21 protein-coding genes are annotated in these 19,030 nt (G+C 66.7%); 10 read left to right on the top strand and 11 right to left on the bottom strand.

The window, feature by feature from the left end:
* Window positions 1-36: 36 nt before the first annotated feature.
* Complete coding sequence (locus AC6LJ9_RS11820) at window positions 37-861, bottom strand: hypothetical protein (protein WP_498147695.1); 825 nt, start codon at window positions 859-861, stop codon at window positions 37-39.
* Between the two features lie 102 nt (window positions 862-963).
* A complete protein-coding gene (locus tag AC6LJ9_RS11815; RefSeq protein ID WP_498147694.1) occupies window positions 964-1,218 on the bottom strand; it encodes a hypothetical protein in 255 nt (84 codons plus the stop codon).
* Between the two features lie 275 nt (window positions 1,219-1,493).
* Here AC6LJ9_RS11815 and AC6LJ9_RS11810 point away from each other — a divergent pair, with 275 nt between their 5' ends.
* Window positions 1,494-1,649 (top strand): hypothetical protein, encoded by a 156-nt coding sequence (locus AC6LJ9_RS11810; protein ID WP_498147693.1) that lies wholly within the window; start codon window positions 1,494-1,496, stop codon window positions 1,647-1,649.
* A gap of 202 nt (window positions 1,650-1,851) precedes the next feature.
* On the opposite strand, the gene AC6LJ9_RS11805 is transcribed toward AC6LJ9_RS11810, so the two are convergent.
* The gene (locus AC6LJ9_RS11805; protein WP_498147692.1) at window positions 1,852-2,487 is read right to left on the bottom strand and encodes a hypothetical protein; all 636 of its coding nucleotides are present in this window, start codon (window positions 2,485-2,487) and stop codon (window positions 1,852-1,854) included.
* 15 nt (window positions 2,488-2,502) lie between these two features.
* Window positions 2,503-3,933: an AAA family ATPase gene (locus AC6LJ9_RS11800; protein ID WP_498147691.1), complete on the bottom strand. Its 1,431-nt coding sequence runs from the start codon at window positions 3,931-3,933 to the stop codon at window positions 2,503-2,505.
* 449 nt (window positions 3,934-4,382) lie between these two features.
* Here AC6LJ9_RS11800 and AC6LJ9_RS11795 point away from each other — a divergent pair, with 449 nt between their 5' ends.
* Together AC6LJ9_RS11795 and AC6LJ9_RS11790 are read left to right on the top strand one after the other, a co-directional pair.
* Window positions 4,383-5,300: an aldose epimerase family protein gene (locus tag AC6LJ9_RS11795; RefSeq protein WP_498147690.1), complete on the top strand. Its 918-nt coding sequence runs from the start codon at window positions 4,383-4,385 to the stop codon at window positions 5,298-5,300.
* Window positions 5,301-5,330: 30 nt separating this feature from the next.
* The gene (locus AC6LJ9_RS11790; RefSeq protein ID WP_498147689.1) at window positions 5,331-5,687 is read left to right on the top strand and encodes a hypothetical protein; all 357 of its coding nucleotides are present in this window, start codon (window positions 5,331-5,333) and stop codon (window positions 5,685-5,687) included.
* Window positions 5,688-5,762: 75 nt separating this feature from the next.
* Here AC6LJ9_RS11790 and AC6LJ9_RS11785 read toward each other — a convergent pair whose 3' ends face one another.
* The 5 genes from AC6LJ9_RS11785 to AC6LJ9_RS11765 form a co-directional block, all read right to left on the bottom strand.
* On the bottom strand, window positions 5,763-6,158 hold the full coding sequence (locus AC6LJ9_RS11785) for a hypothetical protein (RefSeq protein WP_498147688.1): 396 nt from the start codon (window positions 6,156-6,158) through the stop codon (window positions 5,763-5,765).
* The gene (locus AC6LJ9_RS11780) at window positions 6,155-7,369 is read right to left on the bottom strand and encodes a DUF418 domain-containing protein (RefSeq protein ID WP_498147687.1); all 1,215 of its coding nucleotides are present in this window, start codon (window positions 7,367-7,369) and stop codon (window positions 6,155-6,157) included. Before AC6LJ9_RS11780 ends, AC6LJ9_RS11785 begins: the two co-directional genes overlap by 4 nt.
* 175 nt (window positions 7,370-7,544) lie before the next feature.
* Window positions 7,545-7,820, bottom strand: a complete 276-nt coding sequence (locus tag AC6LJ9_RS11775) for a hypothetical protein (protein ID WP_498147686.1) — start codon at window positions 7,818-7,820, stop codon at window positions 7,545-7,547.
* A gap of 144 nt (window positions 7,821-7,964) precedes the next feature.
* A complete protein-coding gene (locus tag AC6LJ9_RS11770; protein WP_498147685.1) occupies window positions 7,965-8,978 on the bottom strand; it encodes a zinc-binding alcohol dehydrogenase family protein in 1,014 nt (337 codons plus the stop codon).
* Between the two features lie 30 nt (window positions 8,979-9,008).
* Window positions 9,009-9,803 carry an SDR family NAD(P)-dependent oxidoreductase gene (locus AC6LJ9_RS11765; protein WP_498147684.1) on the bottom strand — a complete coding sequence of 265 codons (795 nt, stop codon included), beginning with the start codon at window positions 9,801-9,803 and terminating at the stop codon, window positions 9,009-9,011.
* 162 nt (window positions 9,804-9,965) lie between these two features.
* Between AC6LJ9_RS11765 and AC6LJ9_RS11760 the strand changes: the two genes are divergently transcribed.
* Both AC6LJ9_RS11760 and AC6LJ9_RS11755 read left to right on the top strand, forming a co-directional pair.
* Entirely contained in the window at window positions 9,966-10,868 is a 903-nt protein-coding gene (locus AC6LJ9_RS11760; protein WP_498147683.1) for a LysR family transcriptional regulator, read from the top strand.
* 148 nt (window positions 10,869-11,016) lie between these two features.
* The gene (locus AC6LJ9_RS11755) at window positions 11,017-11,232 is read left to right on the top strand and encodes a dodecin (RefSeq protein ID WP_103275523.1); all 216 of its coding nucleotides are present in this window, start codon (window positions 11,017-11,019) and stop codon (window positions 11,230-11,232) included.
* 776 nt (window positions 11,233-12,008) lie between these two features.
* Here AC6LJ9_RS11755 and AC6LJ9_RS11750 read toward each other — a convergent pair.
* Window positions 12,009-12,560, bottom strand: a complete 552-nt coding sequence (locus AC6LJ9_RS11750) for an NADPH-dependent FMN reductase (RefSeq protein WP_498147682.1) — start codon at window positions 12,558-12,560, stop codon at window positions 12,009-12,011.
* A 169-nt stretch (window positions 12,561-12,729) separates the two neighbouring features.
* On the opposite strand from AC6LJ9_RS11750, the gene AC6LJ9_RS11745 reads away from it, so the two are divergent.
* The gene (locus AC6LJ9_RS11745) at window positions 12,730-13,269 is read left to right on the top strand and encodes an antibiotic biosynthesis monooxygenase (protein WP_498147681.1); all 540 of its coding nucleotides are present in this window, start codon (window positions 12,730-12,732) and stop codon (window positions 13,267-13,269) included.
* A 53-nt stretch (window positions 13,270-13,322) separates the two neighbouring features.
* On the opposite strand, the gene AC6LJ9_RS11740 is transcribed toward AC6LJ9_RS11745, so the two are convergent.
* Entirely contained in the window at window positions 13,323-13,556 is a 234-nt protein-coding gene (locus AC6LJ9_RS11740; protein ID WP_498147680.1) for a hypothetical protein, read from the bottom strand.
* 235 nt (window positions 13,557-13,791) lie between these two features.
* On the opposite strand from AC6LJ9_RS11740, the gene AC6LJ9_RS11735 reads away from it, so the two are divergent.
* The 4 genes from AC6LJ9_RS11735 (at window position 13,792) to AC6LJ9_RS11720 (ending at window position 18,914) form a co-directional block, all read left to right on the top strand.
* Entirely contained in the window at window positions 13,792-15,090 is a 1,299-nt protein-coding gene (locus AC6LJ9_RS11735; protein WP_212314266.1) for an imelysin family protein, read from the top strand.
* On the top strand, window positions 15,087-16,595 hold the full coding sequence (locus tag AC6LJ9_RS11730) for a di-heme oxidoreductase family protein (protein WP_498147679.1): 1,509 nt from the start codon (window positions 15,087-15,089) through the stop codon (window positions 16,593-16,595). The genes AC6LJ9_RS11735 and AC6LJ9_RS11730 overlap by 4 nt, the downstream gene beginning before the upstream one ends.
* 83 nt (window positions 16,596-16,678) lie before the next feature.
* Complete coding sequence (locus tag AC6LJ9_RS11725; protein ID WP_498147732.1) at window positions 16,679-17,773, top strand: imelysin family protein; 1,095 nt, start codon at window positions 16,679-16,681, stop codon at window positions 17,771-17,773.
* Window positions 17,763-18,914 carry a DUF1513 domain-containing protein gene (locus AC6LJ9_RS11720; RefSeq protein ID WP_498147678.1) on the top strand — a complete coding sequence of 384 codons (1,152 nt, stop codon included), beginning with the start codon at window positions 17,763-17,765 and terminating at the stop codon, window positions 18,912-18,914. Before AC6LJ9_RS11725 ends, AC6LJ9_RS11720 begins: the two co-directional genes overlap by 11 nt.
* The last annotated feature ends 116 nt before the right edge of the window (window positions 18,915-19,030 follow it).

Genomic DNA, 19,030 nt, shown 5'->3' with positions numbered 1-19,030 from the left:
CGGATTGCGGTCAGGGTTCCCTGGAGGCAAGCCGTGCTAGGGCTTGAAATAGGCCTTGTGCCATGGCGTGCCGACATATCCGCGCAGCTGATCGCCACTGGCCAGCGTGCAGTACCTTCCGCCTTCCGGCGCCTGCGTGGCCTTGCTCTTTCCGATCAGCGTCCAGCCGCCGGTTTCCGTGTTCTCATACACCTCCAGGTCCCATTGTTCGGTCGAGGCGCGGATGCCCGTCGGGAGCCGCTTTGCGAGGATCTTCACGGCATTGGTCGTCCACGCGCAGATCGGGTGGGTGCGCAGGCCCTGCGTGTCGACGCCGTCATCGGGATCCCAGATCGCCGTTCCCGTCCAATGCAGGTCCAGTTCCGTGCAGGGCTGCTCCGGGCTGTTAGGGCAGTGGAACGCGAGCGTGGCCTTGATCTTGGGGTTGATGGCGTAATCCCAGCTCATTCGGCGCTGGTCATGGGACGACTGGGTCGGGGAGCCCAATTGCCTGGCCAGTTCCGCCTTGCCGAGCGTCAGCAACGAGAGCAACGGCTCCGCTTGCGCCTGTTCGACCGCGCTGATGCCCAAGGGGCCGTTCGTCGCGAAGGAGTTGATTCGTCGGGTCTTCTTGTTGAACGAGATGATCAGCTGGCCGTCGGCCCAGGACAGCTGCTCGGACGCGGCCACTGACTCACTGCGCAGCGGCGGCCCGAAGCGTTTGATGGCTTCCTCGATCCGGGCGCCGTATCGGATACCGGCGAATGCATAGGGCAGATAGTCTGGCGCTTCGGCGTCCTGGCCTGGCTGCGCCGCCGAGCCGTGTGGCACCGCGCCAGCGGCCAGGAGCGCCGACAGGAGCAGCATGAGCCTTGTTTTCATGGATGTCTCCATTGTGCTGGTGGCGGGATTTGCTCGTGCGGATCGCCGCCAATTGCCGGGCGCCATTTCCAGCGATCCGAGGCAGTCCAGCGACCGGCATGGTTATTTCCTGTTCGTCGTTTTCGATTCACTGGCCAGCCCCTTGCGCGCGAGCTTGAACAGGCCGCTCAGGGCGGCAAGCGCAACGCCGGGCCACCACGGATTGAAGGGGTTGGCGGTCGCGGGATCAGCGTCGCGCGCAAGATTCCAGCGATACAGGAGGTAGGCCGATACCGCGAATGCCAGTATCAGGCAGGCGTACTGGCCGATCAGAAGAAGGATTCCCAACGCAGTTTTCATGGCGTCGACGCCCATCAAGCTACAGGTTCATGCATGCTGAACGGAAGATGAGTGATGATATCGAGCGCGCGCCGATGGCACGTATAGGCGCTACGGTCTAGCACGCCTAGTCCAGACGGATGAACGATGCGTGTCTTTGCCCGGGAACCTGTTCCGGACGCGTGTATCCGTTTTCTTTTTGAACGCAGCTGCTTCGCTGTTTCCTGGCCCGATTCGCGGCCGACTTGCCGGCGGCCGGGCGCCCTGGGCACAATTACCGTTTGGGCGGCACAGACCAGCCGCCGGAGCCTTCCATGCCGGATTTCCCCAACGACGACACCCCACTGGATGCCAGCGAGCGCGTGCGCATTGCCAGCGCCGGCCACACGGCCGAATTCGCGCCCGCGGCGGGCGGACGCCTCACCGGCCTGTCCACGGACGGGCTGGACTGGATCGTGCCGCTAGAGTAAAGGGAACAACCTGTACGGTTTTGTGTGGAGTTCGTCTTCGCCGGTGACTGGGTGCTGACCAGAGTCAAGCATGCCGCTCTTAACATGGCTATTCCAGTCTACTTACCTAGAACTGATCCAATGAAGAGAACAGGTAGCAGCGGGGGGCAAGTGGCTCATCGCAGCTACCCCGTGTTCTTATATCGGACGGGTCAAGGGACATTCATGCGTCCGCCCGAAGGTCACGTGGCGAAGTTAAGGCGAAAAAATCCTTGACCTGTGCTTCGGCAAATCGAAAAGACTCCAGTTGACGTAGCATATTTGGATCGAGAATTTCCGCTACGCGATGTCGTGCGGCCTCCGGCTTGAATTTTCGCCGATGTCTTCCTGTCACCTCGGCTGCGGTCGTCAACGATTCGAACAGCTTGCTCTTTGGATCTGCAAGCCCTTCTATGGCAGCGGCCTTAGGGAGCTTTAGCGGCGAGCGTCCGTCGGGATTGCCTGCTGCTGAACGGATAGCTCGTTCATCGAGTAGCAACCAGCTTTCGGTCATTCGTACAGGCACAAGGCAAATATGCGGCAAGTGTCGGGGTGCGGACTCGACGAGCGCTGACCGAATTTCTTGAACACGGGCTTCAAGAGGCTCGCGCTCCGCATCTCTGTGAACAAATAGCAGATCGCAAGGAAAAAGCTCCACCACCCGAGGGAGCTTGAACTTGAGTGCCCCTGAATGAAGGCCTTCGGCGAACAGTATTCGATGGGGAATTGGACTCCATCTATCCAAGAGAAACTGGACGATTGGTAATAAAGTCCGATCTGATGTGCCATCGGTGAGTAGTGTTGCTGTCAGAGTTTTCATACACAAATCATGCGATCAGGTGCTTTGAAAAAGATCCCGTGTCTCAGTTTGCAAATGGTCTACAACGTGTTTTGGACCGTTGCTCTTCGACTTCATCCTCATGCCGGAGAGGTAGGAGTGCAGCTCGCCCCGTGTGATGAATCCTGAATCGGATGCTCCCGGCACACGTGCGCGCCAAGTCCCGCCAATAGGTTTGAAGTTTGCGAACGAGGCTCCACGCAGGCGCAAGGATTCCGCAAAGAGTAATTCATCGTCCAAAAGCTCAGCCACGACTAGTGGCGAATGCGTATTGATGATGACCTGTCGTAGCGAGAGCTGAGTGGCAAGCTCTTTTCCTGTCAGATCAGCATCGGAAAGCTCCTTGACCAAGCGCAGCATTTCCGGGATGCGCAAAGGATGGATGCCGTTCTCAGGCTCCTCTAAGCAAACCAGTCCTTTGGCATCTGGATCACTTGCCAGTACTGCAAGCGCAAGGAATCGAAGCGTGCCGTCCGACAATGAGCTCGCGGAGTAAGGACGACCATCGCTCATCTTCACCGACAGTGTGCGCTGTTGCCTCGCCTCATCGGTATCTACGTCCAAGGCTATAACGCCGGGGATCAGATCGGCTAACCGGTTTGCGATGTCGCTGTACCCGCCAAGGCGAAACAGAGTGTTAGGCATATGTGCGCCTGTGGAGGAAAGCGACGTATCGTCAAACATATCGTCCGGTGCACGCAATGCCGAAGGCTCCAATTGCAGCATGCGCCACGACTGCATTTCTCTGCGGGCGGCCAAGGCCGTTGGGTGCGACGATAAATTAACACCCGAAAGAATGGTCTGCGGACTCTTGCGCGCAGAAATCTTCTGGGGTTGCCCGCCACCACGGTCGCTGCGCAGCAGAATGGTGATGTCTGAGTCCTTGCTGTCGGTTTCGATGAATGCCGATGTACGAGGCCCGGGGCCGAATATCAGTTTTCTATTCTTGGCCAGATCGGCGCCAACGTTAAAAGAAAGGAATTTCTGCGCTTCGCTGGACGGCTTCGCGCGCAATTCTTCGCGTTCGATGTAGATTGGATCCTTTGATGAGCCAGGCGTCGCTTCCGTATTTAGACGAAGCACCAAGGTGTATTCAAGTAGTGTTGCAGTAGGTTTGACGCTGCGGTCGAAATCATCGACGACCTCATTGCGGACGATCATCTCCGCAAGAAATTCCATCCGAAGCTCTTTTTCCCCCTTTTCATGGAAAAACAGGGAAGCGAAATCTGACGCCCGGCCATGTGTGCCGCGCACATTACTGCATGCCTTGAGAATTGGCATGGAAGCTAGATCACACAAGAACGTGATCGCATCGAACAGATTCGATTTGCCGACGCCATTAGCACCGGCAATGCATGTGAACAGACCAAACTGGACGTCGATCTTCCGAAGATTCTTGAATCCGGTGACTTTCAAACGAGTCAACATGATGTTCCTTGGAGGATTTACAGGCGATGCTACGGTTGAGGTGTGCCGTGGTCGCGAAGCTTGCTGAGGAAGGGCACGGTGAACACCACTATTCAAAGTATGCAGCTATGTTCTGGACTATGCACCTGCATTCCTTGAGGCGATCTGCTCACAAACATGTGCCATCTCTGACTAATTTTGCATTTCATCGCTATCAGGGGCTTGTAGTTGCTTGGTTCTAATGAACTTGACTTCAGGCTTTTCGTCCAGAGATGTTGTTCTGTTCACATCGTCGAGGTGTAGCCCGCGAGGGCATTGCCCGTGGTAGGCCGCGCTGCGGAACTCATGCCCGTGATTGTATCGGGCTGGGCAATAGGACAAAGTGTTGGTTTAGGGTAGGGCTTGATCCCTGCCGTGCGCTATGGGCACAATCGCTGCCGGGCGGCACCGACCAGCCGCCGGAGCCTTCCATGCCGGATTTCCCCAACGACGACACCCCACTGGATGCCAGCGAGCGCGTGCGCATTGCCAGCGCCGGCCACACGGCCGAATTCGCGCCCGCGGCGGGCGGACGCCTGACCGGCCTGTCCACGGACGGGCTGGACTGGATCGTGCCGCTGGCCGAGACGGGCTGGCCGGCGGCCCAGTGGCCGCGCGCCGGCTCGTATCCGCTGGCGCCGTATTCCAACCGCATCCGCGATGGCGTCTTCACCTTCGACGGCGCGCGCCATCGGCTGCGCTCGCTGGCGGGGAGGTCCGAGGCCATCCACGGCAGCGGCCTGTACCTGTCGTGGCAGGTGCGGGCGCTGGAGGCCGACTCGGTCGACCTGGTGCTGGACGCGCCGGCCGGGACGATGGGCTGGGCCTGGCCGTTCGAGTGCGTGCAGCGCTATCGGCTGGATGCCGGCGGCCTGAGCCTGACACTGATCATGCGCAATGGCGGCGACACGCCCATGCCCTTCGGCTTCGGCATCCATCCGTATTTCACCGCGCGGCGCGTGGCGCTGCACGCGCGCCGGCTGTGGCCGGCCGATGAGCGCGGCCTGCCCACGGGCAGCAAGGTCACGCATGTGCGCGAGCTGCGCCAGTCGGCCGAGGGCTGCGATACCTATCTGTCGCAATGGGAAGGGCGCGCCACGCTGCACTGGGACGACGGGCGCGAGCTGGCCCTGCGCGCCGATCCGGCCTTCGCGCATCTGGTGGTGTACACCGCGCCCGGCGCCGATTTCCTGTGCGTGGAGCCGGTCAGCAACGTCGCCGACGCCTTCAACCTGGCGGCGGCGGGCGACGCGCGCACCGGCATGCGGGTATTGACGCCGGGCGAGCGCTACAGCGCCTCGCTGCGCCTGGATTTCCAGCTTGGAAAGCCCGGCGCGATCAGGCGATAATCCGCCGACATCAAGCCAGGGAGTCTCCAAGTGAAAAAGCTCAGCACCGAACAATTGCAGGCAACGGCGGAAATCTTGCGCCGGGTGCAGGAGCGGCTCGCGCGTTCGGGCAGCCTGCCGCTGGAGCCCACCGTCTACGCTTGCGCCAAGGGTTTGCGCCGCAGCGCGGCGGACTACGCCTGGTCCTGGCTGTCCGGCCTGCTGGCGCCGCACAGGAGCCTGTCCGCCTGGATGGACGCGCACCAGCCGGACTGGCGCGCCGGCAAGACGCCGGCGGCGGTGGTCTATGCCCGCAGCGAAAATGGCTGGTTCTCCTGGCTGATCGCCGAACTGGAGACCGAGATCAACAATCCCCAGGCACGCGCCCGGCGCGACGCGCGCGGCTGAGGTCCGCCTGTGGCAGTAGCGGCCTGCCCGAGCGGAGCCAGGCCGGACTCTGGGCGAGTCGCGCAGGCCGCCGCGCTAGCGGACCACGATGGCCTGGCCTTCCAGATGCTGCACTTCCTCCACTGAACTGGACGCGGTGTGCGATTGCCGGTTGTAGGTGGTGTTCATGCCGACCGCGCGCACGCCGCTGCCGGTCAGCAGCACGCCATTTGCGCCCAGGCTGGCGGCCTGTTTCTTCAGTTCCTCGATCGCATATTCCATCGAGCTTTGCGCCGTCAGGCCGGCATCGCTCTCGGCCCGAACCAGTCCCACGACCTCGTAGCTGCGCCCCGGCGGCGCCGAATACAGCGTGACGTTCGCGGCCAGCGCGGGGGGATGACGGTTGCCGGTGGCGATGGCGGTGCCATCGGCGCAGCCGGCGCCCAGGACCGTCCAGGCCGCGAGGCAGGCGATGGCGGTGGATTTCATCATGATGGGTTCTCCATGCGCCGCTGCGGCGCGTTGACGGCGGTCGCCTGGCGACGCAGCGCTTGCCAGCTGCCGCAGGTGGCGCTGCGCCACAGCCATTCGCAAGGTCCGTAGTGAAAGCGCCGCAGCCACCAGGCGCTGCCCGCCGACTGGACGGCGAACAGCGCCAGGCCCAGGAGCAGGACGGGCGACAGCTCGCGGGCGGGACCGAGGCCGGCCCCGGCGCCGTAGTACAGCGCGACGCCGATCAGGCTTTGCGCCAGATAGTTGCTGAGCGCCATGCGCCCGGCGGGCGCGAACACCATCAGCAGCTTGCGCGGCAGGCCATGCAGGAACAGCAGCGCGAAGGCCGCCATATAGGCCAGCCCGAGCGAGAGCGAGGCCGCGGCCCGGATCACGCGGGCCGCGGCGCGCGCGTCGGCGCCGGTCCACCAGCCGTCGTTGAACAGGATCTGCTGGTCGCGCAGCAGCGCGAAGGCGGTGGCGGGCATGCCGACGGCCAGTCCGGCGGCCAGGATGCCGAGCCAGGCGCGCCGCCGCTCATGCGGATGGCTGAACAGCGTGGTGGCGCCCAGCGCCGAGCCCACCATCAGGCGGCCCAGCACGAAGCCGGCGAGGCTCCAGTTGGCCAGGCGCATGCGCAGGTCGTAATCCAGATTGGCGGCCCAGGCGCGGCCGGGATCGGGGCTGGAGAAGGCTGCCAGCGCCTCGGCCGCTGCCCGCGCATGCGGCGTCACGGCGGGCAGCCAGGCTTTCACAAACGGCGCCAGCAGCGGCGCGGTGAACAGGGCGACGGCGATGCCGGCCAGCGCCAGCCGGCGCGGGCTCCAGCGCGCCATCGGCAACAGCAGCAGCCCCAGCAGCGCGTAGTAGCGCAGGATGTCGCCCCACCACAGCAGCCAGGCATGCGCCAGGCCGATCAGCAGCAGCAATAGCAGCCGGCGGCGGTAGCGCGGGGACGCGTCTTCGCGCGCGCGCATCTGCATGGCGAAACCGACGCCGAACAGCAGCGAGAACAGGGTTGCGGCCTTGGCGTCCAGCAGCGCGGCCATCAGCTTCTGCGCGATGCCGTTCTGGATCGCGGAGGTGTCCAGCAGGAACTGATGCAGGGAAAAATCGCGCAGATTGGCCAGCAATACGCCCAGCAGCGCGAAGCCGCGCAGCGCGTCCAGCAGGTCCAGCCGGGCTGCGGGCGCCGCGCTTGCCGTCTCCATGGGCCGATCTCCGTGCTTGCGGCCATCCTCAAGCATGGGGCCGCGATGGATGGGATTCTGGCCGCGCGGCAGCCGTCAGTCTGGGGGGATTTGAATAGGGAGTGTGAAGATGCGTGCAGCAGGCTAAACCGGATGTAACGCCGGGCCATGCGGTGGCCGGAGCGCCGCCTGGCGTTCAGGACCGGGTCTTGCCGTCACGGTATCGCCTGAACAGCGCGTACAGGGATTCGAGCAGCGCGGCGACCAGCAGCGCCGCCAGCACCGAGCCGCAGACCAGCGCGTCCCACAGGCGCGGGGGACCGACCCGGAACTGGATGGTGTCCAGGATCAGGCCCGACGTGATGCCGGCCACGAGCACGGCCAGCCAGCCTTGCAGCGGGACGAAACGAAGCAACAGCAGGGTCAAGGCGACCATGGCCCAGAGGCTGGGCTCCAGGGCCTGGTCGAGCATGTGGGCGAGCAGGGGAGTTCTCCGGAGAGCGCGCGGCTGCAGTCGGGCATCGCGCAAACGCGGTTTTAACCGTTTCCGCGCAGTAATACGAGATGCCCGCCGCAAGAAATCCGCAGGCGGCCGCCCGGCGCCGCCCCCCGGCCGTCAAAAGCCTTCCAGCACCACCTTGCCCTGAGCGCGCCCGCTTTCGATGAAGGCGTGCGCGCGCCGCAGGTTGGCGGCGTTGATCGTGCCGTAGTGTTCGCCCAGCGTGGTCCGCAACCGGCCCTGGTCGATCAGGCGCGCGGCCTGGTTCAGCAGTTCATGCTGGGCGATCATGTCGGGCGTCTGGTGCAGCGGCCGGGCGAACATGAATTCCCAGTGCAGCGAGGCCGATTTGCGCTTGAGCAGGCGCACGTCGATGGCGGCCGGGTCGTCGATCAGCGCGATCCGGCCCTGCGGCGCGATGGCTTCGGCGATCTGCGCGAAATGCTGGTCGCTGTGGGTCAGGCTGGCGATGTGGCTCACTTCGTCGATGCCGATGCGCCGTAGTTCCTCGGCCAGCGGTTTGCCGTGATCGATGACGTGATGCGCGCCCAGCTCGCGCACCCAGGCCTGGGTTTGCGGGCGCGAGGCGGTGCCGATCACGGTCAGGCCGGTCAGCTGGCGCGCCAGCTGGACCAGGATGGAACCCACGCCGCCGGCCGCGCCCACCACCAGCAGGCTCTGCTGGCTGGGCAAGGCGTTGTCCAGCACGCGCAGCCGGTCGAACAGCAGTTCCCAGGCGGTGATGGTGGTCAGCGGCAGCGCGGCGGCCTGGGCGTAGTCCAGGCTGTCCGGCATGCGGCCGACGATGCGCTCATCGACCGCGTGCAGCTCGCTGTTGGCGCCAGGGCGGTCCAGCGCGCCGGCGTACCAGACGCGGTCACCGGGCTTGAACAGGCTGACGCGCGATCCCACGGCGCGCACCACGCCGGCCGCGTCCCAGCCGATGACCTCGGGCCTGCCGTCCTGGGGCTTGCGGTTGGCGCGGATCTTCACGTCCACGGGGTTCACGGAGATGGCGCGCACCTCGACCAGCAGGTCGCGCTCGCCCGGCACGGGCTCGGGCAGCGTGATGTCGCGCAGCGCCTCGGGATGGTCGGCGGGCAGGTTCTCGAAATAGGCGATGGCTTTCATGTCAGGGTTCCGGATGATGGGTGGGCGGTCTCAGGCGATCGAGCGGACCACGCCGCCATCCACGCGCAGCGCCGCGCCGTTGGTGGCCGAGGCCTGGGTCGAGCAGGCGTACACCACCATGTTGGCGACTTCCTCCACCGTGGCCAGCCGGCGCAGCAGCGAGCTGGGGCGGTTCTGGGCGATGAAGTCGCGCTCCATCTGCGCCTGCGGCACGCCCTGCGCCTGCGCCAGGTCGGCGAAGAAGGACGCCACGCCTTCCGAGCGCGTCGGGCCGGGCAGTACGGCGTTGACGGTCACGCCGGTGCCGGCGGTCAGCTCGGCCAGTCCGCGCGACACGCCCAGCAGCGCCGTCTTGCTGACGCCGTAGTGGATCATTTCCGCGGGAATCTGCAGCGCCGATTCGCTGGACAGGAAGACGATGCGCCCCCAGTTGGCCGCCAGCAGGCGCGGCAGGTAGTAGCGCGACAGGCGCACGCCGCTCATGACGTTGACGTCCATCATGTACTGCCAGTCGTCGTCGGTGATTTCGGTGAAGGACTTGGGTGCGAAGTAGCCGGCGTTGTTCACCAGGATGTCCACGTCCGGATGCGCGGCGCAGATCGAGGCGGCGCCGTCGGCGGTGGCCAGGTCGGCCTGCACGGTGCCCAGGCGCGCGCCGGGCACGCGCGCGGCGATCTCCTGCGCGGCGCGCGCCAGCTTGCCGGCGTCGCGGCCATGCAGCACCACCTCGGCGCCGGCCTCGGCGAGCCCCTGGGCGATGGCCTGTCCGATGCCGCCGGACGAGCCGGTGATGAGCGCTTTCTTGCCATTCAGTTCGATTTTCATGTGAGGGTTCCTGAGTGTGTCGGGTTTGCCGCGGCGGTGGCGGGCTTGTCCGCCGACCGACGCTGATGAGTCGGGGTGTGGCCATCATTGCCCGGCGCGGGCAAGTGAAAAACCGGCTAGCATCGGAACCAGTTTCAATAATTTTTTGAAAATGAGGACATCATGGTCCGCTTCGAAGACCTGAGGATCTTCGTGTCCGCGGCCGACCACGGCAGCTTCTCGGCCGCTGCGCGCGAGCTGGACCTGACGCCGGCGGTCGCCAGCGCCGCCCTGAAACGGCTGGAGCTGACGCTGGAGACGCGGTTGTTCGTCCGCTCCACGCGCAGCCTGCGGCTGACGGCGGACGGCGAGCGCTACCTGGAGTACGCCCGCTCGGCCATCGCCACGCTGGACGCCGGCCGCAACGCGCTGGCGCGCGACAAGACCGCCATCAGCGGCACGCTGTCGATCTCGGTGCCCTCGGACCTGGGGCGCAACGTGCTGCTGCCCTGGCTGGACGAATTCCAGCGCCGCCATCCCCGCGTCGGCTTCCAGGTGCGCATCAGCGACCGGCTGGCCGACCTGTTCCGCCAGCCGGTGGACATCGCGGTGCGCTACGGCACGCCCGCCGACTCGAGCCTGGTGGCGCTGCCCCTGTCCGAATCCAACCGCCGCGTGGTGTGCGCGTCACCGGCCTATCTGGCGCGTCACGGCACGCCGCAGACGCCCGTGGACCTGCGCCGCCACAACTGCCTGTCCTTCGTGCTGGGCGAGTCGCTGCACGACCGCTGGACCTTCGAGCGCGACGGCGTGTCCCAGACCGTGCCGGTCAAGGGCGACCGCGTCAGCGACGACGGCGAACTGGTGCGCCGCTGGGCGCTGGCCGGTTGCGGCGTGGCCTACAAATCGCGCTACGACGTGCTGGAAGACCTGCGCGCCGGGCGGCTGGTGCAGCTGTTCGGCGACCATCGGGGCGAACCTTCGCCGCTGTATCTGCTGTGCGTGCACCGCATGCTGTTGTCGCCGGCGGTCAAGCGCCTGCGCGCCTGCCTGCAGGAGCGCTTCGCCGCGTTCGAGGCCGGTTGATCGGGCGCATGATCCTGGCGCGCGGATGCGACGACATGCGCCATGGCGGGCGCGGCGGGCGTATCCTGTCCGCATGGATTGCCGGTCGCAAGCGCCGGAGTCGCTGGCGGCCGACAGTTCGTGACTGATTCCTTCCAGGAGACACGCAATGTCCAACCACGTCTACAAGCAGATCGAGCTGGTGGGTTCCTCCACCAAGTCCACCGACGACGCCATCAAGCAGGCGATCGAGCGGGCCTCCGAAACCTTGCGCCATCTGGACTGGTTCGAGGTCACCGAAGTGCGCGGCCACATCAAGGACGGCAAGGTGGCGCACTGGCAGGTCGGCCTGAAGATCGGCATGCGCCTGGAAGGCAACGAATAGCGGCGTCGTGCCGGCTCCGGGGCGGCCGCGGGCATCGCCTGGAGCTGGCGCCGGGCCAGTGCACGGAGCCGCGTTCGCCGCGGCCCGCCCTGTTCCCGGGGCGTGGACAGGTCATTCCTTGAGCAGTGATTGCAAGTCCTTGCCGCCAAAGAACATTTTCGGCTTGTCACTAGACTGTTCAGAGGCTTGTCCACATTCGATGGGGACAAGCGGCCATGCATCATGAACGATGGCGCGGACCCGCGTCCACGGCAGCGCGCCGAACCGGCGCTGCTCGTTTATTGCCCACGAGTTCCAAGTCATTGACGCGAAAGAGGATTTGCAGACTGCCCGCAAGCTGTCCTCAGCCTTGTCCACATTTGGCGGGGACAACCAGGGCCGGGATATCCGGGGATTGGGCGTTTCTTGAGCAGTGCCTGCAGGGTACTGATTGCAAAGAGGATTTCGTATCTGCCCTCATGCTGTCCTCATGTTTTTCCACAGAAGGCGGGGACAATTGCGGCGCATGGGGATGAATGCCGCGCCGGCTTGTCCGGATGCCGGCAAAACAGTGGATAACACGGTCGCGCAGGGCGTTTCGGAGCGATTGCGCAGTTTTTGATCGGCCCTTGCAAGTGCTTGGCGCAGCAGGGTTTTTCCAGGCTGCCCCAAGGCTGTCCTCAAGCTTCTCCACAGTTGGCGGGGATAAGCCCACAGCCACGGGTCCGCCGATCGGAACGCATCCGGATCCGCCAGATGCCGGACGCGGCCAAAGCCGTGCCCGGCCATGGCGCGGATCAGCTGTTGAACTTGCGGATCCAGTCGACGTAGCGGTCGATCCAGCCCTGCAGGAACTTGCGCGTGCCTTCGTTGGTGATCTCGTGCTGGTCGTTCACCAGGCCGTCCGAGTACTGCAGGAAGACCTCGGGCGTGGTCAGCGTGCTGGCGCCTTCGGCGGCCAGGATGTTGCGCAGGTGCTGCTGCATGAGCGCGGTGCCGGCGGCGCTGGGCGAGGTGCCCAGCACGCCGGCGGCCTTGCCGGCCCAGGAGTTGTGGCCCCACGGACGCGAGCCCCAGTCGATGGCGTTCTTGATGGCGGCGGGCACCGAGCGGTTGTGCTCGGGTGAGACGAACAGCACGCCCTGGGATTCGGTGATCTGCTGCTTGAGCTTGGCCACGCCCGGGGGCAGGTTGTTCTCGTTGTCCTGGTTGAAGAGCGGCACGTCCAGGTTCACGTAATCAAACTTGAAATCCGGGGGAACCAGTTTTTCCAGCGCGCGGGCCAGGCGCAGATTGATCGAGGCGGCGCGCAGGCTGCCGACGAAAACGGCGATCTTGTAGGTGCTCATGGGACGCGTGCTCCAAGTTGGGGGGGAGGGGGTCGGGACAGTGTAGACGCGCAATCCTGCAGGCTCAATGCGGGCCGCCGCGCCAGCCGCGAGGCCCGGCTGGCACGCCGCTTGCTTGATATTCCAATGCCAGGCTCGCCAGTCGCCGCGAGCCGCACAGGAGTCCCTCATGCCGCGTTCCGCCTCGTCCGCCCCCGTCACCCTGCTCGTCACCCGACACATCCAGCCCGAGCGCTACGGCGATTTCCTGGCCTGGATGCGGCAGGGCGAGATCCTGGCGGCGGGCTTTCCGGGCTTCCTGGGTTCCGGCGTGCTGCAGCCGCCGGCGGGCGGCGATCAATACCAGATCGTGCTGCGCTTTGACGGCGAGGCCAGCCTGGATCGCTGGGAACGCTCGCTGCCGCGCCGCATGTGGCTGGAGCGCGGCGCGGCGCTGGTGCGCGGCAGCGAGGTGCGCCGCGCGCGCGGCATGGACGGCTGGTTCGGCCAGGGGCCAAGCGCGCCGCCGCGCTGGAAGCAGGCGGTCAGCATCTGGCTGGCCTACTTCCCGCTGCTGCTGATGTTCTCGGCGCTGCTGGGCGAACGGCTGGCGGCCTTGCCGACGTTCTGGCGCGCGCTGCTGACCAGCGTCGCGCTGACGCCGGTGATGGTGTATGCCTGCATTCCGCTGGTCACTCGGCTGTTGCGACGCTGGCTGCGGCCGGCTTGATGGGGTCAGCTTGTTGCCGTCAGCTTGCTGCGGCGGTTCGCGTCCGACATGCGTTATATCGGTGCCGGGCGCGAACCGAGGCGGTGCGCTATGCACCAGTTGGAGCTGAAAGGGTCGAACTCCGGCTGCAGCAGCAGGTCGGCTGTCTCGGGGAATTGATCTTCCGGTCCCAGCGGTTCGTCCTGCCGCCATTGGGCCAGTAGCTCGACGATATTCCGTGGCGTGGTGATGGGCTCGTTGATGAGCCTGGCCTCGTGTGGCCTGGACGGATCATTGCGGATAGGCACGGCGTGCTCCTTTTGCGTTGAAGGTTCCCGCCGCCGGGCAACCCGAGTGTGGCGTGCACCTCTTCAGAGCGTACACCGTCGTCAACGGGAAACGCACAGCATCTATTCGGATAAATGTCAGCTAGCTGACCTCGTGCTGAACGACAAACGAAAATTGTTTACACTCTCATCCGCAAAATAGAGTCCAGGCTGGTCCGCCGTGGGGGCGGGCCGCCGGAGTCACGGGAGAATTCGTATGCGCAAGTTGCTTTTGGGGGTGGCGCTGGCCGCCGCCGTATACGGCGGCACGGCACTGGCCGCGGTGCAACCCAAGGCCGTGGTCGCCAATTACTCGGATCTGGCCCAGGCCGGCTACGAGGACGCGCTGGCCTCGGCCAGGAACTTGCGCAAGGCGGTGGACGCGCTGGTCGCCCAGCCCAGCCCGGACACGCTGAAGGCGGCGCGCCAGGCCTGGCTGGAGGCGCGCGTGCCGTACCAGCAGACCGAGGCCTACCGCTTCGGCAATGCCATCGTCGATGACTGGGAAGGCCGGGTCAACGCCTGGCCGCTGGATGAGGGCCTGATCGACTACGTCGACGCGTCCTACGGCACCGAGAAGGACGACAACGCCTACTACGCCGTCAACGTCATCGCCAACTCCAAGATCTCGGTCGGCGGCAAGACCGTCGACGCCAGCAAGATCACGCCCAAGCTGCTGTCCGAGGTGCTGCACGAGGCCGACGGCAACGAGGCCAACGTGGCCACCGGCTACCACGCCATCGAATTCCTGCTGTGGGGCCAGGACCTGAACGGCACCGGCCCGGCGCCGGCCGGCCGCCAGGGCACGCCGCAGGAACGCCACTCGGGCAACCGTCCGCACACCGACTTCGACACCAAGCAATGCACCGGCGGCCACTGCGAGCGCCGCGTGGACTTCCTCAAGGCCGTGACCGAGCTGCTGGTGACCGACCTGGAAGAAATGGCGGGCCACTGGAAGCAGGGCGGCGCCGCGCGCAAGGCCGTCGAGGAAGATCCCAAGGCGGGCCTGGTGGCCATGCTGACGGGTCTGGGCAGCCTGTCCTATGGCGAACTGGCCGGCGAGCGCATGAAGCTCGGCCTGATGCTGCACGATCCCGAGGAAGAGCATGACTGCTTCTCGGACAACACCCACAACTCGCACTTCTACAACCAGATCGGCATCCGCAACGTCTACCTGGGCGAGTACAAGCGCATCGACGGCAAGACCGTGTCCGGCGCCAGCCTGTCGGAACTGGTCAAGGCCAAGGACCCCAAGCTCGACGCCGAGGTGCGCGCCAAGCTCGACGCCACCGTGGCCGCCATGCAGGCCATGAAGACGCGCGCCGAGACGGTCGAGACCTACGACCAGATGATCGCGGACGGCAACAAGGAAGGCAACGCGGTGGTGCAGGCCGCCATCGACCGCCTGATCGACCAGACCCGCAGCCTGGAACGCGTGATCGCGCTGCTGGACCTGGGCAAGATCGCCATCGAAGGCTCCGACAGCCTGGACAAGCCCGACGCCGTATTCAAGTGAAGCTCGTCCTGGCAGCCGTACTGGCGGCGTCGGCCCATGCCGGCGCCGCCGCGCAACCTCCGGTGCGCGATGACCTCACGCCCGGGGATCTGAAGCGCGTCACCGCCATCACCGCGCCCGCCCGCGATTTCTCCAAGGCCGAGACCTTCGAGACCATGCAGGCCGGCGCGGCCACCACCGGCAAGATGATCAACGCCGACATCTTCTCGCAGCCCTCGGCCAACATGGATTTCGAGCGCCGCCAGGAGTTCCAGGTCGGCAATGGCCTGTTTCGCAAGGACTGGGTGTCGGCGCCGTCGTCCACCCAGGCCTCCGATGGCCTGGGGCCGCTGTTCAACGCGCGCTCCTGCCAGGCCTGTCACACCAAGGACGGGCGCGGCTCCGTGCCGGGCTTCGATCCGCTGGAACGGCCCGACGCCGTGGCGCTGTTGCTGCGCCTGGCCATTCCCGAAGGGCCGGACCGTGGCCATCCGAGGCTGGGGCCGGACGAGATCGCCTCGCTGCCCGAGCCTGTCTATGGCGTGCAGCTGCAGAACTTCGCCGTGGCCGGCGTGCCGGCCGAAGGGCGCATGGAGATCGACTACACGCCGATGGTCGTGCAGCTCAATGGCGGCGAGACCGCCACGTTGATGAAGCCCGCCTACCGCATCGAGAACCTGGGCTACGGCCCGATGCGCGCCGACACGCAGATCTCGCCGCGCCTGGCGCCGCCCATGATCGGGCTGGGCCTGCTCGAATCCATCCACGAGGCCGACATCCTGGCCAATGTGGGCGCCGACAAGCGCGACGGCATCGTCGGCAAGGCCAACTGGGTGACCGACGTGCGCAGCGGCAAGACCGTGCTGGGTCGCTTCAACCTGAAGGCCGGCCAGCCCACGGTCGAACAGCAGAGCGCCGCTGCCTTCTCCAACGACATGGGCCTGTCCACGCCGATGTTCCCCAGCCATTGGGGCGACTGCACGCGCGGCCAGCAGCGCTGCCTGGACATGCCGCATGGCGCGCAGCCACGCTTTGGTCCCGAAGAGGTGCCGGCCAAGCTGATGGACTTCGTCACCGTCTACTCCACCAACCTGGCCGTGCCGCAGCGGCGCGACGCCGGCGATGCGCGCGTGCTGGCGGGCAAGAAGCTGTTCTACGAGGCCAATTGCGTGGCCTGCCACGTGCCCAAGTACGTCACCAGCCGCAATGCCAGGCAGGCCGAGCACCGTTTCCAGCTGATCTGGCCGTACACCGACATGCTGGTGCACGACATGGGCGACGACCTGGCCGACGGCGTCAGCGACGGCCTGGCCAACGGCCGCGAATGGCGCACGCCGCCGCTGTGGGGCATCGGCCTGACCAAGACCGTCAATCCCGGCGCGACCTGGCTGCACGACGGCCGCGCGCGCACGCTGCTGGAAGCCGTGTTGTGGCACGGCGGCGCGGCCAAGCCGGCGCGCGACCGCGTGGTGGCGATGACGCCCGAAGAGCGCGCCGACCTGATCCGTTTCCTGGAGTCCCTGTGATGCCTCCGTTCACCGCCGGCCGTCGCGCCGGCTCCGTGCCGTCCCGGCCCCTGCCTGCGTCGTTGACGGGGGTGACGTTCCGGATGCTGCCTCGGGCATTGCCCCGATCCTTCGCGCGGGTCCTGTGCGCCGCCACGCTCTGCTCGCTGGCGCCGGTCGCGATCGCGGCCGGGCTGCCCGCCGACCTGGGCGAGCGCCTGGCGCGCGACTACGCCCGGCCCGCGATGGCCAGGATGGCGCAGGCCTCCGAACAGATGGACGCCGCGCTGGGCGCCTGGTGCGCGCGGCCCGACGCCGCCGGCGCCATGCGCGTGAACGACGCGCACACCGGGCTGGCCCTGGCCTGGTCCGGCATCGAGTTCCTGCGCTTCGGTCCGCTGGTCCAGGCCAACCGCTACGAGCGGCTGGCCTTCTGGCCCGACACCCGCGGCGTCATGCCCAGGCAGGTGCAGGCCGCCATCGCCGCGCAGGATCCCGAGCTGATCAAGCCCGGCGCGATGGCCGGGCGCAGCGTGGCGCTGCAGGGCCTGCCAGCGCTGGAATACGTGCTGTACGGCGAGCCGGCGCTGCTCAAACGCGCCGACGGCGCGGGCTTCGCCTATGCCTGCGGCTATGCCCGGGCGGTGTCCGCCAACGTGTCCGGCATCTCGCGCGAATTGGCGCAGGCCTGGAGCGCCGAAGGCGATTTCGGCCGCCAGTTCGCCGCGCCCAGGCCCGCCAACGACCTGTACCGCAATGCGCAGGAAGTGGCGGCCGAGGCCGTCAAGGCGCTGTCCACCGGCCTGCAGTTCGCGCGCGACGTGAAGATCCTGCCCGTGCTGGGCGACGCGCCCGAGGCCGCCCGGCCCAAGCGCGCCGCCTATTGGCGCAGCAATCTGTCCTCCCGCACGCTGGCGTCCAGCCTGGACGCCATGCTGGCCTTCTACCGCGCCGGCGCCTATCCGCTGCCGCAGGGCGGCGGCTGGATCGACGAGGCCGTGCGCGGCGAATTGTCGCGCGCCGCGCAGACCATGCGCGACGCGGCGGCGCCATACCAGGACGTGGCCAGCGACGGCGAGACGCGCCGCCAATGGACGCTGGCGGGGCTGACCTTGAAGAACGCCAAGGCGGTGGTCGACCAGGATCTGGCGCCCGCGCTGGGCGTGACCATCGGCTTCAATGCGCTCGATGGCGATTGACCGCCGCCGCTTCCTGGCGCTGGGCGCGGCGCTGGGGCTGGCACACATCCCTGGCGCGGTCCTGGCCGCCGATGCCGGACGGGCCGGTGGCGCGCGCTACCTGAGCGCGCGCAAGCGCGGCGGCCGCGACGAGACCGCGCTGCTGGACGAGTCGGGCCGCGACCTGCGTGTGGTGCCGATGCCGGCGCGCGGCCACAGCTTCGCCATTGACGCGGCCGGCGGGCGCGCCGTGGTGTTTGGCCGCCAGCCGGGCTTCTTCGCGCTGGGTTTCGACCTGGACGGCGCGGCCGGGCCCATCGAACTGGAGCTGCCGGAGAGCCGGCATTTCTTCGGTCATGGCGCGTTCTTCGACGACGGCCGGCTGCTGGCCGCCACCGAGAATGATTTCGACGGCGGACGCGGCGTGCTCGGCATCTACGACGCCTCGGCCGGCGGCGCCTACCGGCGCGTGGGCGAATTCGATTGCGGCGGTATCGGCCCGCACGAGGTGCTGCTGCTGCCCGACGGCAAGACGCTGTGCGTGGCCAACGGCGGCATCCTGACGCATCCGGACTACGGCAAGCTGGAGCTGAACCTGGACACGATGCGCCCGTCCCTGGCCTATCTGGACGCGGCCAGCGGCAAGCTGCTCGAGCGGGTGGAACTGGATCCCGCGCTGCACCGGCTGTCGATCCGGCACTTGGCCGTCGCGGCCGACGGCGCGGTGTGGTTCGGCTGCCAGTACATGGGGCCGGCGGGCGACCGGCCCGCGCTGGTCGGCCGGCATCGTCGCGGCCAGGCGCTGGAACTGTTCCCCGGTCCCGGGGATGCCCTGCGACAGATGCGCAACTACATCGGCTCGGTCTCGGCGGACGCGGCCGGCGCGGTGGTGGCCACGTCCAGCCCCGTGGGCGGGCAGGTCATGTACTGGGACGCGGCCAGCGGACGCAGCCTGGGCGTCACTGCCGTGGCGGACGGCTGCGGCGTGGCGCCGGCCAGCGCCGGCGGCTTCCTGGTCAGCAGCGGCCTGGGCGCCATGCTGCGCGCGGATGCGGGCGGGCAGGAGCGGCCGGTGTTGCCGGCTTCGTCGGACCTGTCCTGGGACAATCATTTCCGGCGCGTGCCGGGCGCCGTGGCTTCCCGCCATCCTTACAAAGCTTGACACAAGAAGCCCGCGCCCGCGCCTTGGGCGCCATGGTCTTCTGATAAAGTTTTCGGTCGCATTTTTCGCCGCCGCGCCGCTCGCATGGGCTGGCGGCCGGAGCCGGGCTCATGCCC

Source organism: Achromobacter sp. 1011811831 (assembly GCF_059760905.1).
Note: the sequence above shows the minus strand (reverse complement) of the source record. Positions and strands in the feature narration are given on the sequence as shown.